The organism is Candidatus Paceibacterota bacterium, from assembly GCA_041661305.1.
Taxonomy (GTDB): Bacteria; Patescibacteriota; Minisyncoccia; order Phycocordibacterales; family VMEP01; genus VMEP01.
This window is the reverse complement of sequence record JBAZUR010000003.1, coordinates 61,766-77,435: the sequence shown is the minus strand read 5'-3', so window position 1 is coordinate 77,435 and position 15,670 is coordinate 61,766. Positions and strand designations below refer to the sequence as shown.

Genomic DNA, 15,670 nt, shown 5'->3' with positions numbered 1-15,670 from the left:
TACAAGTCAGAGTTAAGAGCCAAACTGCCACCTGTGCTTGTTACAGCAAAGGTAGGAACTGTTCTGTAGATTCTTAAGCCGTTAGTTGTAACGTCCGAAGAAGTTCCAGAGATTGATACTTGTGAGTCAACACCAGTAGCGTAGTTACCGTTGATGCCGTTGTTGTCACCATCATAAGTGACAGCCAAGAATGCACCTGGGGTACCTTCGTTGATGTTTTGAGCTGACAAGTCACCCTTAACCGTTAGAACTATAGACTCGCCTGCGGCAATACGTGGTGCAGGGCTAAGTACTGTAGAAGTAGCGTTGTCAGGGTTGGCGCCACCAAACTGGGCGGTACCGACTTGTGTCGAACCATTCCAGATTGATACTTGTGTGTTCACAAGGTCAGCCGGTGAGTTTGAAGCAGTGTTTCCAAGCTGGAAAGCAATTTGTTTCAAATCTACGGCTTCTGAACCACCTGCGGTAAAGCGGAAACTGCCAAGCGTTACGCCTGTTGTTCCAGCCTGTGCCACTTTGTAAAGCAAAGATGAATCAGACGTAACTGTGTAAGAGCCTGAAGTAGCAACTGTCATTGCTTGACCGGCTGCTGCTGTCATTGTCTCTGCCACTGTCTGGCCTGATGGGAATCCTGTTGCACCAGTAAAGGTTGACGCGTTGTCGGTCAATCCCCATGTGATACTACCGGTTGTTACTGCGGCGGAAACATTACACTTCATCGAAAGAATCTTCTGAGTACCCTTGGTAATCATGAGACCTCCTCCATTGAAGGTGAAGTTATTATCGCCTGCTGCAACTGTCACGCTGCTGTCGCTTGTGACGTTTGTAGTTCCGTCATAAAGATTACAGCTTGAAAGTTGGGCTGCCGTAACTGTTGACAAGGCGAGAAGCGCCTTGAAAGTCGTCATTTTAACATCTTCGCCAGACTGACCTGCATCGAGATTGTATCGAGCAAATTCAAATCCTTGCGCTCCCGCAATGACAGTACGTGCTGTAGGCTGAGTCGAAACACTTATTGCAAGTGCCGGGGCCTTAGCAGTCATAATGTTCATCGCTACGAGAGCTGACGGAAGAGTAATTGTTGTACCTGTTGTCTGACCGGTAACGTTCGACCAATCCGTTGAAGGAGTGGTTGATGCGGTAAAGGTCATGCCGTTTGCTGTTGCTGAAGCAACCTTACCTTTAAGCGTGTACACAGCTTTTCCAACTGGGTAAACGATTGTGTCGGTAAAGGTAACTTTCTGGTTTGTACCAGCTTCTGCAACTGCATCCTGTGGTCCTGCAACTAACGTACCGTTCGCATTGTAAAGCGAAACGCTGGTTAGAAGAGTCTGTGTGCCTGCTGAATTTGTGAAGTGGAAGACATGTGACTGTACTGATACAGCCTCACCTTTCATATCAGTTTCATAAGCACCAAGAACCTGACCGGAAACATTGATTCCAATGTTCTGGGCGGCTACCGTGTTTGACTTGGAGATTGCGTTTACGGTACCAGCTCTTATCGTTGTGATTACACCGTTAAAAGATGGTGATGCCGTGGTGATTGTACCGCCGGCAATGATTCCGTATCCGTAAGTCTCACCTGTAACATAAACGTCGGTATTCTTCTGGATATCAAAGTCGACTGTGCGAGCTGATGAACCAGAACCAACGATGTCACCCTGAATCCAGATATCCTTTCCAAGACCTTTTGCAATAACGATGCCTGAACCGAAGTTGGCATTGTAGTACTTGCCGTCTGAAGAAACTGTTGTGTCATAAAGTGTGCCATCAACAGCAATCTTGACATTGGCAAGGTCTGAGGAAGCGGCTGAACCAGCCTGGTAGAAACGAACTCCTCTTAGACGAACGTCTTCGGCTGAACCAGCCTCAATACGAATCGCGCTAAACTTGTAGTTTGTTGTACCAATATCCTTGTCCTGTGCTGAAGGGTTGTAAGAAGATGCAACACCGTTCGCTGTTCCAATTGCAAGTGATGCGTTAACAGTGTGCATTGCACCTGTTATAGGCATTGAACCTGAAACTGTCGCGCTGGTGCTCAAACCAACAACGTTCAACGCAACAACCTGTCCGGCGTAGGCCGTGAGAGCTGCTGCCGAGTTGCCCGCGATTGTCATCGTTCTTGATGTGTTTGCTCTAATAACAAACGCATCGCCAACTGATGCCTGATGATTTGAATTCAACGTCTTGGCAATACCGATTTGTGTGCCGTCTTCGTCAAGAAGAACTACTCCTGCGAAAACTGCATCGTTTGCCAAACCTGCGCGCTCAACTGTTACGGAGTTAACCGTAACATCTGATGCACCGGCGGTAAGAGTTACTTTTGTGAAAGCAACGCGTGATGCGCTCTGTACCAAAAGACTGTTACCTGGCTGTGTTGCTCCTGATACAGAAACTGAACCAGCTACTCCCGGAGTAGTAGGTGTTGTTGTTACTGAAGCGTCACACTTCTGACCTGTCACTGGGCTGTAACCTGCTGTTGAGGTACAACCTGCGACTGTTGAAGTAGTGCCACCTGTTGTCGTCATTCCATTCGCAAATGCGCGAGATGAAGCGCCGAAGTAACCTGTACCAGCTGAAAGACCAACTGGTGCAAGAACAGAGGAAGCGTGCTTGTTCTGCCATTTGATGACAGCTGCTTTGGTCAAAGAACCAAAGTAGGAAGTTTCGTTTCCTGGTGCACCTGCGCCTGTTGTTGCGATTTGTGTCGCAGCGTCAGAGTTGAGAAGCTTTTGAAGATTCATCACATCTGAGCTTGTCATTCCTTGCTTTAAGTTCGTAGCAAAATTGTATGTTGCTGCCGAAGCTGTCAAGGCCATAGTCATTCCTGCAACAAGAGCGGCCAAGATGACCACACCTGTGAGGAGAACTGCAAACTTTGTATTAATAACTTTACTCATAAAATCTAATTTTAATGTATCCCCGATCTACAGACTTTCGTCTAAGTTTCGAAGCTACGGGTGCACGATTAATCAGATTCGACATAATCCAATTTTTTAATTCGTGCGATTATTTTCCCAATCCTTCCGATACGCCTGAATTAATTATTGTGGCGACACGGCAGGCTAGCTGACATTTTTTATTCCGTTCAACAATTTTAAAAAAGCATCACTTTTGTGCTTCTGAAATTTAACTTTGTAAGTCCGCTATTCAATTGACAATGAACGCATTTAAACAACTTTCAGTCGACCAATTTAGAAATCGGCCAACCATAAATGAAAGTATAGTACATATGAAGCAAAAAAGGCTTGAAACATATGTGGATAACTCAAAACAAGGCCTTTTCAGCCATGTTTTTCTCAAGTTATCTTAGGTAGAATACTACTCGAAATGAGGGGTGGAGTCAACAACATGGTGTTCGTTTTACCTTTAAAAACGCGCATATCCGCCTGCTGGCGGATTGCTATGCTCACGCCGTCGCGCTGCGCAATGTTTTTAAAAATAAAACGTTAGTAAAAACTAAAATACGCTTCCACTAAATTCTAAAAAATACTAGAAGTTTTTATACAAAACTAAGCCAAGAAATATCGTGTCCAGCGCTTCTCCCCTGTCTTTTTGAGAACGTTCTCTGAGACAAGAGCTATTAGTTCACGTTGGATTGTTTTCTCGCTACAACCAGAAACCATCGTAGAGATGTCCTTTATTGTTGAATCTTTATTCTTTCGTATTATCCTAAGAATCAAATCTCGCCTGTCGCTTCTGTCCTTATTCTTATTGTCCGAAATGGCATGTCTTTTTACAGAGGCGTCAGGTTTTATTTTCTTATCAGACAAAAGGACATTGAATCTATCTTTTGTGTTGTCCTTTAGTGTGTCTTTTATAAAGGATGAGTTTTCTTGTGTATTTTTATTTTGATCTGATATATTTTCTCCCCCCAATAATTCCACTTCGCCGTCTTTTGAAAAAAAGAAACTCTTTTCTAGCTTAGTACTGTCGGTTGAGAAAACGAAGTCACGGTGGGACATTTTTTCACGAATTTTTTTGTACTCATCTAGGAGTAGCGTCGCGTTCATTTGAGAAATAAAACCATTGGACAAAGAGACACGGAGGAGAGCTTCTACCTCCTTCATTAGGTACTCCATTTCAAGGACAACTTCATGTCTTAAAGACAATGGGAGGGTTGGCAGTTCGTGACTTAAAGACAAAGTTTCAAGGGCGTTTATCCGGATTTTATCCTTGATGTGTCCCTCATCAAATAATCCGGTAACCATATACAAAGCTTCTGTTAAACGCTCAACAGCGAAAGGTAGGGAGTAAGGATTGTTTGAGGTATTCACAGTGTTGTTATTGGACATATTACTGTCGTGTCTTTGATTATTTTAATGATGACCTTTATTGTCCGTTTCCTCGTTCGCGTGTCTTTTTGGACTACTTGTCTTTATTTAACCTATAAGACGTCCATTATACGCCCAGCTAGATTGTTAGCAAGATAGCCAGCTAGATTTGTTAGCTTAATTAGCGAACGCAGCTGCGTTAGGAAATACAGCTTCGTTAGCTTTACAAAAAAATACAAATACATTCGTTACTTTTAATACTTATTTTCTTTCCTAAAAAACTAATAGAGCTAACAGCTAAAAACTGTTTAAATATGTTATTATTTCGCCTAGTGAGGAGCATGCGAATGTGGCTAGCTCGATATCAATGAAACATGTAGGTAACAGCCACATTCACAATGTCCGAATGACGGCGAATCAAAAAGTTATTTACTTTTTATTTGAGGTAATTAAAAAGTTCTATGGCGAAAAAGAAAGAAAAAAAAGAAACCAAAAACAAAGGCGGTACTTCTGTTGATTTAAAACTCGATGGAATATTTTCATCTCTAAAGGAGGAAACAATGCACGCAATTGTTGCTATTGGTTTTTTTGTTTTAGCAATCTTTTTGATTATGGCGTGGCTTGGAAGTAGAGGCGTTATAAACGCCGGCCCAGCTGGTGAGCTAACGTATCGAGGACTAACATTTCTTTTTGGTTATGGTTTCTTTCTTCTACCACTACTCTTCTCTATTTTGGGTTTCACTTTTCTGCACTCAATCAAAACAAAGATGGGGACAATCTCAACTGTTGGATCACTTCTTTTCCTTTCGTCTGGACTTGGACTGATAGACACAATTTGGGCGAACAAAAGTGGTGGGATTATCGGAGAAGCTGTTGCTTATCCGTTTTTAAAACTTTTCGATTTTTACGCTAGTTTAATTTTTCTTACTGCTATTTTTCTTATTTCGCTTTTGGTCATATTTGACGCTCGCCCACGTCTCGAGCATTTCTTCTTTTGGCGATACTTCTCAAAGAAAGAATCTGGTGAAATTGAAGATGAGGACGTAACTATTGTCTCAAATGAAGCCGTCGAGGAAACCAAAAAGGAGGAAGCTCCAAAAGAAGAAGAAAGTAAAGTGACAGAAAGTGTCGCAAAGATGCTTGGCCTTTCCAACAAAAAACAATCGCTAGACGAAGATAGTAGTCTTTTCATCGAACAAAAAAAACGAACTATTCGCGACATTGATGACACTTACTCTCCCCCACCACTTTCCATCTTTGAAAAAGATAAAGGTAAGCCAGGTGTCGGAGACATCAAAGCAAACGCCAACATCATCAAACGAACTCTACAAAACTTCGGCATCAACGTTGAAATGGATGAAATATCTATCGGGCCGACTGTCACACGATACGCATTAAAACCAGCTGAGGGTGTTAAGCTATCTCGAATCGTTGGTTTACAAAATGATCTTGCTTTGGCTCTTGCTGCCCACCCACTCCGCATCGAAGCTCCAATTCCTGGAAAGTCTCTTGTTGGTATTGAAATTCCAAACACAGTAAAAGCGACAGTTGGTATGGCTACCCTCTTCAGCGACGAAAAATATGAGGGAAATGATAAGCCTCTACTCTTGGCCTTAGGTCGTGGAGTTTCTGGTCAATCTCGATTCACCAACCTCGCAAAGATGCCACATATGCTTATTGCTGGTACAACCGGTTCTGGAAAATCGGTCACTATTCACACTTTCATCAACTCTCTCCTTTTCCGTAATTCACCAAACGACCTTAAGTTCATCATGATTGACCCTAAGCGCGTTGAATTGACCCTCTACAACAAAATCCCCCACCTCCTCACTCCGGTTATAACAGATGCTAAAAAAGCTATTTTGGCGCTTAAATGGGCGGCAAAAGAAATGGATAGAAGATACGACGTCTTAGAATCAGAATCTGTTCGCGACATAGATTCATATCACAAAAATATCGTCTTCCCTGCTTATAAAAAAGAACGAGAAAAAGGAAAAGCTGAGGAACGTGATTTCGCCGAACTTCCTGAAAAAATGCCTTACATCGTCATTGTCTTGGATGAACTTGCCGATATTATGACAACCTACCCACGCGAGCTTGAAGCCGGTATCGTTCGTTTGGCACAAATGAGTCGTGCTGTTGGTATCCATTTAATCCTTTCGACACAGCGCCCTTCGGTCAACGTTATAACCGGTCTTATCAAAGCAAACATCCCCGCTCGTGTGGCACTACAGGTGTCTTCACAAATAGACTCTCGCACAATCCTTGATACTGTTGGGGCAGAAAAGTTACTCGGTGCTGGCGATATGCTCTTCCTCTCGGGAGAAATGTCCAAGCCGGAACGTATGCAATCGGCCTTCATCTCTGAAACTGAAGTTAAAAAAGTCGTCAAATATCTCTCCGACCAATACCGAGACAGCGTACCGTCGGAAATCGAACTCTCAACTGGTGCCCCAACAGCTAGTCCAACAATATTTGATATGTCCCTTGAGTCATCAAACGATTTAGAAGACGATGATGATATGTACGAGGAAGCCCGACAATGTGTTATTGAGGCAGGAAAAGCCTCAACTTCATACCTACAAAGGAAACTAAAGGTTGGTTATGCTCGCGCAGCGCGACTTATGGATATGTTAGAAGAACGTGGTGTCGTCAGTGCTGGTGATGGAGCCAAACCAAGAGAAGTTCTTGAAAAAAGCGCACAAACTATCGCAACTGCAGGGTTAACTGGAGCTTCATTATCAAACAACGAAGAAGATGACTCTTTCTAGCCAGACAAAGCAAACAATAATCGGAAGTAGTCTTGTTGGTTTATTGTTGCTCGCCTCGCTCTTCTACGCATATATTCAAAGCCGAAACCTTATTTACGGGCCTTCTATAACAGTCCTCTCCCCTATAAACGGCTCTGGGCTAGATAACCCTTTGGTAACAATTAAGGGTGTTACAAAAAATGTCGCAACCCTAACATTAAACGATCGGCAGATTTTCCCTGACGAAAGCGGGAACTTCCTAGAAACATTGGTGCTCCCCTCTGGCTATACTATAATAAGCATCAAAGCGGCCGATAAATTTGGTAAAAAAACAGAACAAACGCTTTCATTAACAGTAAACGATAAAAAACAATAATATGGCGATGGCAAAAAAACAAAAACTAGAAGGAGCTTCCAAAACAGAGCTTGGAACATCTCAGATTGAGTCAACAATCCGCGATATTCAAACAAAATACGGAGAGGGCGCCATAATGAAACTTGGCGAAAAACCAAAAGTTAATATCGGATCAATTTCAACTGGTTCTCTCGGTTTAGATTACGCGCTTGGCGTTGGTGGTCTTCCCCAAGGGCGTATTATTGAAATTTTTGGACCGGAGTCTTCTGGAAAAACAACATTGACCCTCCATGTTATCGCGCAGGCTCAAAAAAAGGGTGGGGTTTGTGCTTTTATCGACGCAGAACACGCACTTGATCCGGAGTACGCCAAAAAATTAGGAGTTAATATCGGCGAGCTACTTGTCTCTCAGCCTGACACAGGAGAACAAGCACTTGAAATCACAGAGAGTTTGGTTCGTTCTGGAAAAGTTGATGTCGTTGTCATCGACTCTGTCGCAGCTTTAACACCAAAAGATGAAATTGAGGGAGAAATGGGAGCTCATCACGTTGGTAAACAAGCTAGACTCATGTCGCAAGCCTTGCGAAAACTTACTGCGATAACAGCTAAATCAAAAACTATTGTCATTTTCATCAACCAAATCCGCATGCAAATTGGTGTTATGTTTGGAAATCCAGAAACAACACCAGGCGGAAAAGCACTTAAGTTTTACACATCGGTGCGTATTGATATAAGAAGAATCGCTTCAATTAAAAAAGGAGAGGACGTTGTTGGTGCGCGCACTAGAGTTAAGGTTGTTAAAAATAAGGTTGCGGCTCCTTTCAAAATGACAGAGTTCGACATTATCTACAACGAAGGCATCTCACGAGAAGGTGAAATAATCGCTTTGGGTGAAAAATTTGGCCTAATGACGAAAAGTGGAACCTCTTATTCATACGGAGAAGTGAAACTTGGCCGTGGATATGACGCCACAAGAACATTCCTTAAGGAAAATCCAAAGATTGCAAACGAGATAGTTAAACAAATCGAAAAAAAGTTTTTAGAGTCGTAATAATCTTTCTTTTTGGCCTTTGTTTTTAAAAACGCGCATATCCGCCTGCTGGCGGATTGCTATACTCGCCTCGCCAGGCTCCGTAATGTTTTAAAAAATAAAAGCCGGAGATATCAAAATGCAAAATTCCTTAATTCTGCATTCCATAATTATCCTAAACGTTGACATAACGGCTTTTTTTCTTACAATAGCCCGATATGCTTGAATACAACGAAATTAAACCAGGGAAATATATTGTTTGGCAAGATGAACCGTATGAGGTCCTAGAGTCGCACGTGGCTAGAACACAACAGCGCAAGCCACAAAATCAAACTAAGCTCCGAAACCTAATTTCAGGACGATTAGTCCCCGCAACTTTCCACGCTACGGACAAGGTTTCGGAAGCAGACATTTCTAAGCGTCTTATTAAATTTATTTATGGTGGTAAGGGGCAACTATGTTTTTCTGAAATAAAAAACCCAAGCGAGCGATTCTTTTTAGATGAAGCAATCGTTGGTGACCAGGTTAAATTTTTAAAGGCGAACGTAGAAGTTGACGCTTTAATCTTCACAGACGATGACGACGAAGAGAAAATTATTGGATTAAAGCTACCAATAAAAATGGATTTCGTTGTTAAAGAAGCTCCACCATCCATAAAGGGCGACACCGCATCTGGTGGAGGTAAGGCGGTTGTTCTTGAGACAGGCGCAACAGTCACAGCTCCCCTTTTTATTAACGTAGGAGACGTTATTCGTATCAATACTGATACTGGGTTGTATACAGAAAGAGTAGAGAAAAATTAAAAAAACAAACTAATTTAAAAAAACGGAAGGCAGTGCCTTCCGTTTTTGTTTTATGGGCGCGATTATCGATTTCTCGCATTTCGTCGCCAAGGAACCTTCCTTCTTCTGTCTTCGGCAAAGTTGCCTTTGTTTTGGTGAAAAGTTGTTCTGCCACCCCACCTTCTTTCAGTGAGCGCCCTCATTTCTTTTTCGAACTCGCGAAGCGCGAATACCTCAACGTTTGGGATATTGCGAATAATTTTCCCAATACTCAAAAGGTCACGGAGAAACTGCCCGCCAGTTGTTCCCAAAATAAGGATAGGGGCTGAAACCATATTGAAACGCTCCTCTAGCTCACGTATCTGAGGAAATGAAGCACCACAGACAACGAAAACCATCCTGTTCATATAAAGACCCCTTTTCTTGTTTTCCCAAAAAGATATTAGCGCATGTACAAAAAAACTGCCAGTATGGCAGTTTTTTTAGAATATGTTTTATTTTATTTAGCAACGAATGGAATGAGTCCCATAAATCTAGCACGCTTTATTGCAGTAGCGAGCTTTCTCTGGCTCTTTGAGCTAACACCAGAAAACTTCTTAGAAACCATACGTGCGTGTGGGTTTAAGAATTTCTTTAAAACATCGATGTCTTTGTAGTCGATGTGTTTGATGTTATTGGAAGCAAAGTAGCACTTTTTTTTATCTGTCATAATATTTTTTTAAATTTTGTTAAAACGGAATGTCGTTTGGATTAATGTCGCCTTCAGGATACTCAATTGATTCGTCAGCCCCTGTTTCAATTGGTGCTGTTGGTGCTTGGTCGTAGCCAGTATTGCCTGTGCCGGCACCTGCACTTCTTGGGCCAAACTGAACGCGATCGGCAATCACTTCAGTTCGGTATTTCTTCACACCATCACCAGCATCCCAGCTTCTTGTTTGCATTCGTCCTTCAACAAAAACACCTGATCCTTTTTTCAAATACTGAGCAACAGTTTCTGCTTGTCTTCCAAAGACAACAACATTATGAAAATCAACCGCTTCTTGTCTTGTTCCGTCTTGTCCTTTCCATGTTCTATTGGTTGCAACAGAAAAACTTGTTACTTTATTGCCCGTAGGTAAGGAACGTAACTCTGGGTCGCGGGTGAGATTTCCGTAAATAATTGCTTTGTTTACATACATACTCGCTTTTTAATTATTCCTTAACTAAGTCTTTAAGAGCTGACTCAAGCTCAACTTCTGAAACTTCAGCAACCACCTCTCCTTCTGCAGGAACTTTAGACTTGGTTGGTCTCGTTGATACTCGTTTCTGAGACATTGTGTCTTCGCGGGAAGTTTTTATTAAAAGAAAACGAATTACTTTTTTATTTTGATCTAACTTTTCCTTTAGGGCAGCTGTTTGGTCGCTAGTCATCTCAAACTTCAACCATCCGAAGTATCCCTTAGTGTAGGTGTGCCAAACGTTTGCAACGGACTTTCTCATAGGATAAGCAAGTTCAATCTGCTTTGGATATCCGTCACTAACCATAAGACCGCCTAATGAGGCGATAACATCTTTTAGATTCCCTGTTTCAACAGAAACATCCCCTTCGGAGAGTTCCGGAACGAGAAGGTATCCAACTTCATATATTGTTAGGTCTTTATCATCCATAAAATTAAGAATTTCCGTGCTTATAAAGCGTCTCTTCAAAAAACTGAGACTTAAAACACAGTTGCGTTATGTTAACAAAACAACCCCTAAAATGCAACTTACCCTCTTAAAACCACACCTTTGCGCTGTGTTCCCTACAAATTCAACCCAAAGACGCGAGAAGTGTTGCTAAGCGTGATTTCAGCCATCTTCTCAGGACTAACCCCTTTTAGTTCTGCCAACTTGGCCACTACATATTTTACAAAAATAGGTTCGTTACGTTTTCCACGATTTGGAACAGGGGTCACATAAGGACAATCTGTTTCAGCTAAAATCGACTCAAGCGGAATATACTTTATTACCTCGTCGTAATCTGAAGCAAAAGTAACTACACCGGTAAATGACATTGTGAAGCCGATGTCGAGAAACTTTTTCGCCACAGAAACATCCCCGGCAAAAAAATGTATGTTGCCCCTAAGTCGCGCGCGCGCCTCTTTGGAATACTCATTTAGAATTGTCAGCGTATCTTCGTACGCATTACGACAGTGAATCATTAGAGGCAAATCAAGAGAAAGTGCCAATTTTATTTGTGCTCGAAAAATATCACGCTGTCGCGCACGAGCTTCTTCATTCTTTTCCCAATAATAATCTAGTCCACATTCCCCTATTGCCACTACGGATTTGTCTTCTGCAAGTTTTGTATATAACTCCTCGTTAAAAACTTCTTTTTTGTTATCTTCGGGGTGTAGTCCAATTGAAGCAAAAAATCCTGGTTCGTTTTTTGTTATTTCAACTATCTGCTTTGATGATTCATAGTCTGTACCAACAATTATCGTACCAATTTCTTCTTTACGCATCCGCTCGATAACATCTGCGCGATCAGCGTCAAACTCTTTAGAATTTATATGTGAGTGGGCGTCAATTAATTTCATAAGGAATAGCTACTTCAGGATTCTAGCGAAAAGTGGTTTAGCTAATGGTTTTACAGAAAACGCTACTGGGGCGTCGCTTTTAATATCGCCGGTAATCGTCTCTTTAATAACAAGGCTTGTTTCCGGCATAACCGGAGCAATGAGATCGCCTACAACAAGTAATCCATAAAGGACATTCCAAATAACGTCTTCTGCTTTTTCCTTATCCTCTTTTATTAATTTAAATGGCTCATAGTCAGAAATATACCCATCCAATTCTTTAATTAAAGAAAAAACAATATCGAGAGCGTGGTGAATACGAAACTCCTCCATACATTCTGTATATTTAGGAATTATCTCCTGCTCAATTGCATAAGAAACTCCATACCCTTCCACCACTTCTCCACCAATAGGACTCTTGAATTTTTTAACCAACGGAACAGACTCTGGATTGTGCGGAACAACATTCCCTTCAAAATATTTTTCCGCCATCGCTACAGTACGCGAAAGCAGGTTTCCTAAACCATTTGCTAAATTCCCGTTGTAGCTATCGATAAATTTTTGTTTTGTGAAGTCACCGTCTTCAAATGGTGGTATTTCTTTTGCCATAAAAAAACGAAACGCCTCTTCTCCGTATTCATTTATATATTCTTCTGGATCAATAACATTACCAACTGACTTAGACATCTTCTTCCCTTCTGAAAGAATAAATCCGTGGACCAAGATTCTTTTAGGTAAAGGTACCCCAGCAGAAAGTAACATTGCTGGCCAAAAAACAGCGTGGAAACGCAAAATGTCTTTCCCTACAACATGCGCATCTGCTGGCCAAATAGACTCAAACTGCTTATCATCTCGTCCGTACCCAACCGCAGAAATATAGTTAGAGAGTGCATCACACCAAACATACATCATGTGAGAGGAGTCTCCCGGAACTGGTACGCCCCACGGAACACTGGCTTCGGGACGAGAAAAACTAATGTCTTCTAGTCCGTCTTTTATAAAAGAAAGTGCCTCGTTTTTTCTAGACTCAGGTAAAACAGTTAATTCCCCGGAGGAAATTTTTTCTTCGAGAATTTTAGCGTACTTTGATAGACGAAAAAAATAATTTTCTTCCTCAACAACCTCTGGGGCTTTTCCATGTAAAGAACAGAGCCCATTAACTAATTCTTTTTCAGTAATAAAACCTTCACAACCAACACAATAGAGGCCCTTGTAATTCTTTTTATACAAATCGCCAGACTCTACAATCTTCTCCCAAAGTTTTTGCGCTCCCGGCCAATGGTTTTTTTTATCCGAAGTTCTAATAAAACCATCATTTGAAATCAAAAGTTTTTTATATAACTCTTTAAAAAAATCTGATATCTCATTTACAAATGCCTGAGTGCTTACACCCTCCTCTTTTGCTTTACGCAAAATTTTAGAACCGTGCTCGTCCGTACCGGTTAGAAAAAAAACCTCTCTCCCTGCTGATCTCTGGTATCGAGCGATTACATCCGTCAAAATAGCCTCGTATGCATGTCCAACATGTGGCTTTGCATTGGTGTATGCAATTGAAGTTGTAATGTAAAAAGGTTTATCCTTTGATTCGCCCCCTAAAAGTGATTTATTTTTATCCATAAATAAACAGTAAAAAATAAATCTATTAAGAAATCATGTTCACTCCTGTTTGTTTTTTCTCTTTTTCAAAATCGTCCACCATCTCAAGTACTACTGAAATGAACGGGACTGCAAGAATAAGTCCTAGGAATCCAAAAAGTTTTGCGCAAACAATAAGAGATAGAATCACTAAAATTGGTGGCACTCCTATTATTTTTCTCACAATAAGTGGATAAATCAAATGATTTTCAAACTGCTGAATGATTATGTAAAAACCAATAACCATAAGCCCGAGAGCTACTCCTCCGTGCGAAAAACCAAGGGCAACAGCTGGTACAGCTGCAATTATCGGGCCGAAAAGTGGGATGAGCTCAAGGGTCGCAGCAACAACAGCAAGGAGAAGTGCATAAGGAATACCCATGATTGCAAGACCTAAATAAACCAGGATTCCAATAAAAAATCCGAGGAGAAGTTGCCCCTGCATCCATAAACCTATTTTATTCTGGGCCCTAGCCCACAAGCCTGTAATATACGATTCGTATCTAAGAGGAGTTAAGCTACGCAAAAAAGTTTCTATTCCTCTTTCTTGAACTGCTAAATAAAATGAAATTACAATAATAAGAATAAAACTAAAAATTCCACCAAAGACCATACTCGCCCCTTTTGTAATTCCGCCAGAAAAACTTGAGAAAGCGTCTCTTAAATTGGAAATTATTTCTTGCGTTTGGAAGCCACTATCATTCAAAGAAGAAACTACGTCACGAGAAGAACCAACAAAACTTCTGACACCGGTCTCGGAAAAAATATTCACTGAGTTTAGATATTCAGGAGCAGAAGCAGCAAACCCAGACATATCATCTAAAAGTGGTGGGATAAAAAAATATGATACCCCAACAAGAAAAGCGAAAAAAGTAATGTATGTAAAAAGAACTGCTGGAACGCGAGCTATGTGGTACTTCGCAAACCATCTTGTTGCAGGTTCAACAGAAGAAGCGATAACAACCGAAGTAAGTATTACCAAAACAACGTCTTGTAAAAAATACAGCCCGGCAAACAAAACAAGAATAAGCACAGCCTTCAAAATAGTCCCTGAACTTATTGTAACTGCTATTGGGCGATCATTATCAATCATATAAGCAATATTAGCTGATAAAGTTCATCCCTGCAAAGAGGTTCAGACACACATAACCACTCGCCTCCCAAAGGCTCTAACTAGAACTCCTGTACTTTAATCGTACGCACATTAACACGAACAGTCTTCGAGTCTTTTCTACCACTGTAGGCATTGGAACAAGTTAGGGTGAAGTCTGTGTTTTCTTGTAGTTTACTTGATTGATAATCAAGAGCAGGGCCACCGACAAATCTATCTGTTTCTTTTCCACTAACAGCCCCGACTCCAACAAGAGTACATCCTGTTGCTCCACTAACTGACCAACTTACCGTTGTTCTTGTGTTGGCGAATATTGGGTTTGGTGAAGCTGTTAGTGTCCATTCTGTAGCCGGTGTCCAGATTGCCCCTTCTCCTGCAGGTGCTGTTGGTGTTGCTGGAGCGACATATGGACAGTCGGCTGGACAATTTGAGTTATTTTCCGCTGTGTTACAAACTCCGTTACCATTTGGTAGTGGACATGTGGTGCAGTTTGAATCAGACGGGGTAACTGCTGTACATGATCCACCACAACCGATTATTCCTGTAGCTTTTTGACCACAGCTATTAGTTCCCGATTGACATGGTGTTCCGTATCCTGATGGAAGCGCTGGTGCTTCTTTGACAGTACATGTGCCATCACAACCTATTGTTCCTTGGTTTGATTGACCACAGACATTTGAGACGAGACAGACTCTACCGTAATTGCTGGGGACGGCTGGGGCTATGGCACTGCAGGACCCATCACACACTATTGTTCCTTGGTTTGAACCGCAGATATTTGATGAGGAACAGGATTGGCCATAATTAATTGGCACTGACGGAGCAGCCACACTACAAACACCACCACACCCAATTGTGCCGTAAGCCTGCCCGCAAACACTTGATGCGGTACATGCTGTTCCAAAATCCGGTGCATCATGATAATTTCCAGACTCACATGATGCGGGAATAATTTCTCCACCCAAAAGACCGTTCGGTGAAAGTGAAGTAAACCCAATCTCTGGAGATTCATTAAGTGCAATATTTTTTATAGATACCTCTCCGCTACTAAAACCGACAATAAAAAAAACAGTGGAAAGCGTCAGTAATGAAAGTAAACTTCTTTTCCCTTTAGGCGAAATAATTCGATTTAACATAATTGTATTTCTTATATAGTACCACGATGAAGTGTGTTAAGTAACAACACACTTATCCAC

General features: G+C 41.5%; 14 protein-coding genes. 4 read left to right on the top strand and 10 right to left on the bottom strand.

Features of this window, described 5'->3' with window-relative positions; genetic code table 11:
• Positions 1–2,900, bottom strand: a 2,900-nt coding sequence (locus WC724_03560; GenBank protein MFA6078065.1) for a hypothetical protein, incomplete at its 3' end; no start/stop codon positions are given.
• Positions 2,901–3,512: 612 nt separating this feature from the next.
• On the bottom strand, positions 3,513–4,295 hold the full coding sequence (locus tag WC724_03555; protein ID MFA6078064.1) for a hypothetical protein: 783 nt from the start codon (positions 4,293–4,295) through the stop codon (positions 3,513–3,515).
• A gap of 440 nt (positions 4,296–4,735) precedes the next feature.
• Here WC724_03555 and WC724_03550 point away from each other — a divergent pair, with 440 nt between their 5' ends.
• The 4 genes from WC724_03550 (at position 4,736) to WC724_03535 (ending at position 9,212) form a co-directional block, all read left to right on the top strand.
• On the top strand, positions 4,736–7,045 hold the full coding sequence (locus WC724_03550) for a DNA translocase FtsK 4TM domain-containing protein (GenBank protein ID MFA6078063.1): 2,310 nt from the start codon (positions 4,736–4,738) through the stop codon (positions 7,043–7,045).
• Positions 7,032–7,400, top strand: coding sequence for a hypothetical protein (locus WC724_03545; protein ID MFA6078062.1), 369 nt, complete (start codon positions 7,032–7,034; stop codon positions 7,398–7,400). The genes WC724_03550 and WC724_03545 overlap by 14 nt, the downstream gene beginning before the upstream one ends.
• 1 nt (position 7,401) lies before the next feature.
• Positions 7,402–8,430 (top strand): recombinase RecA, encoded by a 1,029-nt coding sequence (gene recA / locus WC724_03540; protein ID MFA6078061.1) that lies wholly within the window; start codon positions 7,402–7,404, stop codon positions 8,428–8,430.
• 197 nt (positions 8,431–8,627) lie between these two features.
• On the top strand, positions 8,628–9,212 hold the full coding sequence (locus WC724_03535; GenBank protein ID MFA6078060.1) for a hypothetical protein: 585 nt from the start codon (positions 8,628–8,630) through the stop codon (positions 9,210–9,212).
• Between the two features lie 62 nt (positions 9,213–9,274).
• On the opposite strand, the gene WC724_03530 is transcribed toward WC724_03535, so the two are convergent.
• The 8 genes from WC724_03530 to WC724_03495 form a co-directional block, all read right to left on the bottom strand.
• On the bottom strand, positions 9,275–9,598 hold the full coding sequence (locus WC724_03530; protein MFA6078059.1) for a hypothetical protein: 324 nt from the start codon (positions 9,596–9,598) through the stop codon (positions 9,275–9,277).
• A 92-nt stretch (positions 9,599–9,690) separates the two neighbouring features.
• Positions 9,691–9,900 carry a 30S ribosomal protein S18 gene (rpsR, locus tag WC724_03525; protein ID MFA6078058.1) on the bottom strand — a complete coding sequence of 70 codons (210 nt, stop codon included), beginning with the start codon at positions 9,898–9,900 and terminating at the stop codon, positions 9,691–9,693.
• 19 nt (positions 9,901–9,919) lie between these two features.
• Positions 9,920–10,369, bottom strand: a complete 450-nt coding sequence (gene ssb, locus WC724_03520) for a single-stranded DNA-binding protein (protein ID MFA6078057.1) — start codon at positions 10,367–10,369, stop codon at positions 9,920–9,922.
• A gap of 13 nt (positions 10,370–10,382) precedes the next feature.
• Positions 10,383–10,838: a 30S ribosomal protein S6 gene (locus WC724_03515; protein ID MFA6078056.1), complete on the bottom strand. Its 456-nt coding sequence runs from the start codon at positions 10,836–10,838 to the stop codon at positions 10,383–10,385.
• Between the two features lie 134 nt (positions 10,839–10,972).
• Complete coding sequence (locus WC724_03510) at positions 10,973–11,749, bottom strand: TatD family hydrolase (GenBank protein MFA6078055.1); 777 nt, start codon at positions 11,747–11,749, stop codon at positions 10,973–10,975.
• Positions 11,750–11,758: 9 nt separating this feature from the next.
• A complete protein-coding gene (locus WC724_03505) occupies positions 11,759–13,345 on the bottom strand; it encodes a class I tRNA ligase family protein (protein ID MFA6078054.1) in 1,587 nt (528 codons plus the stop codon).
• Between the two features lie 25 nt (positions 13,346–13,370).
• Positions 13,371–14,456, bottom strand: a complete 1,086-nt coding sequence (locus tag WC724_03500) for an AI-2E family transporter (protein ID MFA6078053.1) — start codon at positions 14,454–14,456, stop codon at positions 13,371–13,373.
• A gap of 80 nt (positions 14,457–14,536) precedes the next feature.
• Positions 14,537–15,610, bottom strand: coding sequence for a hypothetical protein (locus tag WC724_03495; GenBank protein MFA6078052.1), 1,074 nt, complete (start codon positions 15,608–15,610; stop codon positions 14,537–14,539).
• Between the last annotated feature and the right edge of the window lie 60 nt (positions 15,611–15,670).

Bases quoted from the DNA above. Each gene is read 5' to 3' on its own strand.
- WC724_03555 (MFA6078064.1), bottom strand. From the start codon at position 4,295: ATGTCCAATAACAACACTGTGAATACCTCAAACAATCCTTACTCCCTA.
- WC724_03550 (MFA6078063.1), top strand. From the start codon at position 4,736: ATGGCGAAAAAGAAAGAAAAAAAAGAAACCAAAAACAAAGGCGGTACT.
- WC724_03545 (MFA6078062.1), top strand. From the start codon at position 7,032: ATGACTCTTTCTAGCCAGACAAAGCAAACAATAATCGGAAGTAGTCTT.
- recA (MFA6078061.1), top strand. From the start codon at position 7,402: ATGGCGATGGCAAAAAAACAAAAACTAGAAGGAGCTTCCAAAACAGAG.
- WC724_03535 (MFA6078060.1), top strand. From the start codon at position 8,628: ATGCTTGAATACAACGAAATTAAACCAGGGAAATATATTGTTTGGCAA.
- WC724_03530 (MFA6078059.1), bottom strand. From the start codon at position 9,598: ATGAACAGGATGGTTTTCGTTGTCTGTGGTGCTTCATTTCCTCAGATA.
- rpsR (MFA6078058.1), bottom strand. From the start codon at position 9,900: ATGACAGATAAAAAAAAGTGCTACTTTGCTTCCAATAACATCAAACAC.
- ssb (MFA6078057.1), bottom strand. From the start codon at position 10,369: ATGTATGTAAACAAAGCAATTATTTACGGAAATCTCACCCGCGACCCA.
- WC724_03515 (MFA6078056.1), bottom strand. From the start codon at position 10,838: ATGGATGATAAAGACCTAACAATATATGAAGTTGGATACCTTCTCGTT.
- WC724_03510 (MFA6078055.1), bottom strand. From the start codon at position 11,749: ATGAAATTAATTGACGCCCACTCACATATAAATTCTAAAGAGTTTGAC.
- WC724_03505 (MFA6078054.1), bottom strand. From the start codon at position 13,345: ATGGATAAAAATAAATCACTTTTAGGGGGCGAATCAAAGGATAAACCT.
- WC724_03500 (MFA6078053.1), bottom strand. From the start codon at position 14,456: ATGATTGATAATGATCGCCCAATAGCAGTTACAATAAGTTCAGGGACT.
- WC724_03495 (MFA6078052.1), bottom strand. From the start codon at position 15,610: ATGTTAAATCGAATTATTTCGCCTAAAGGGAAAAGAAGTTTACTTTCA.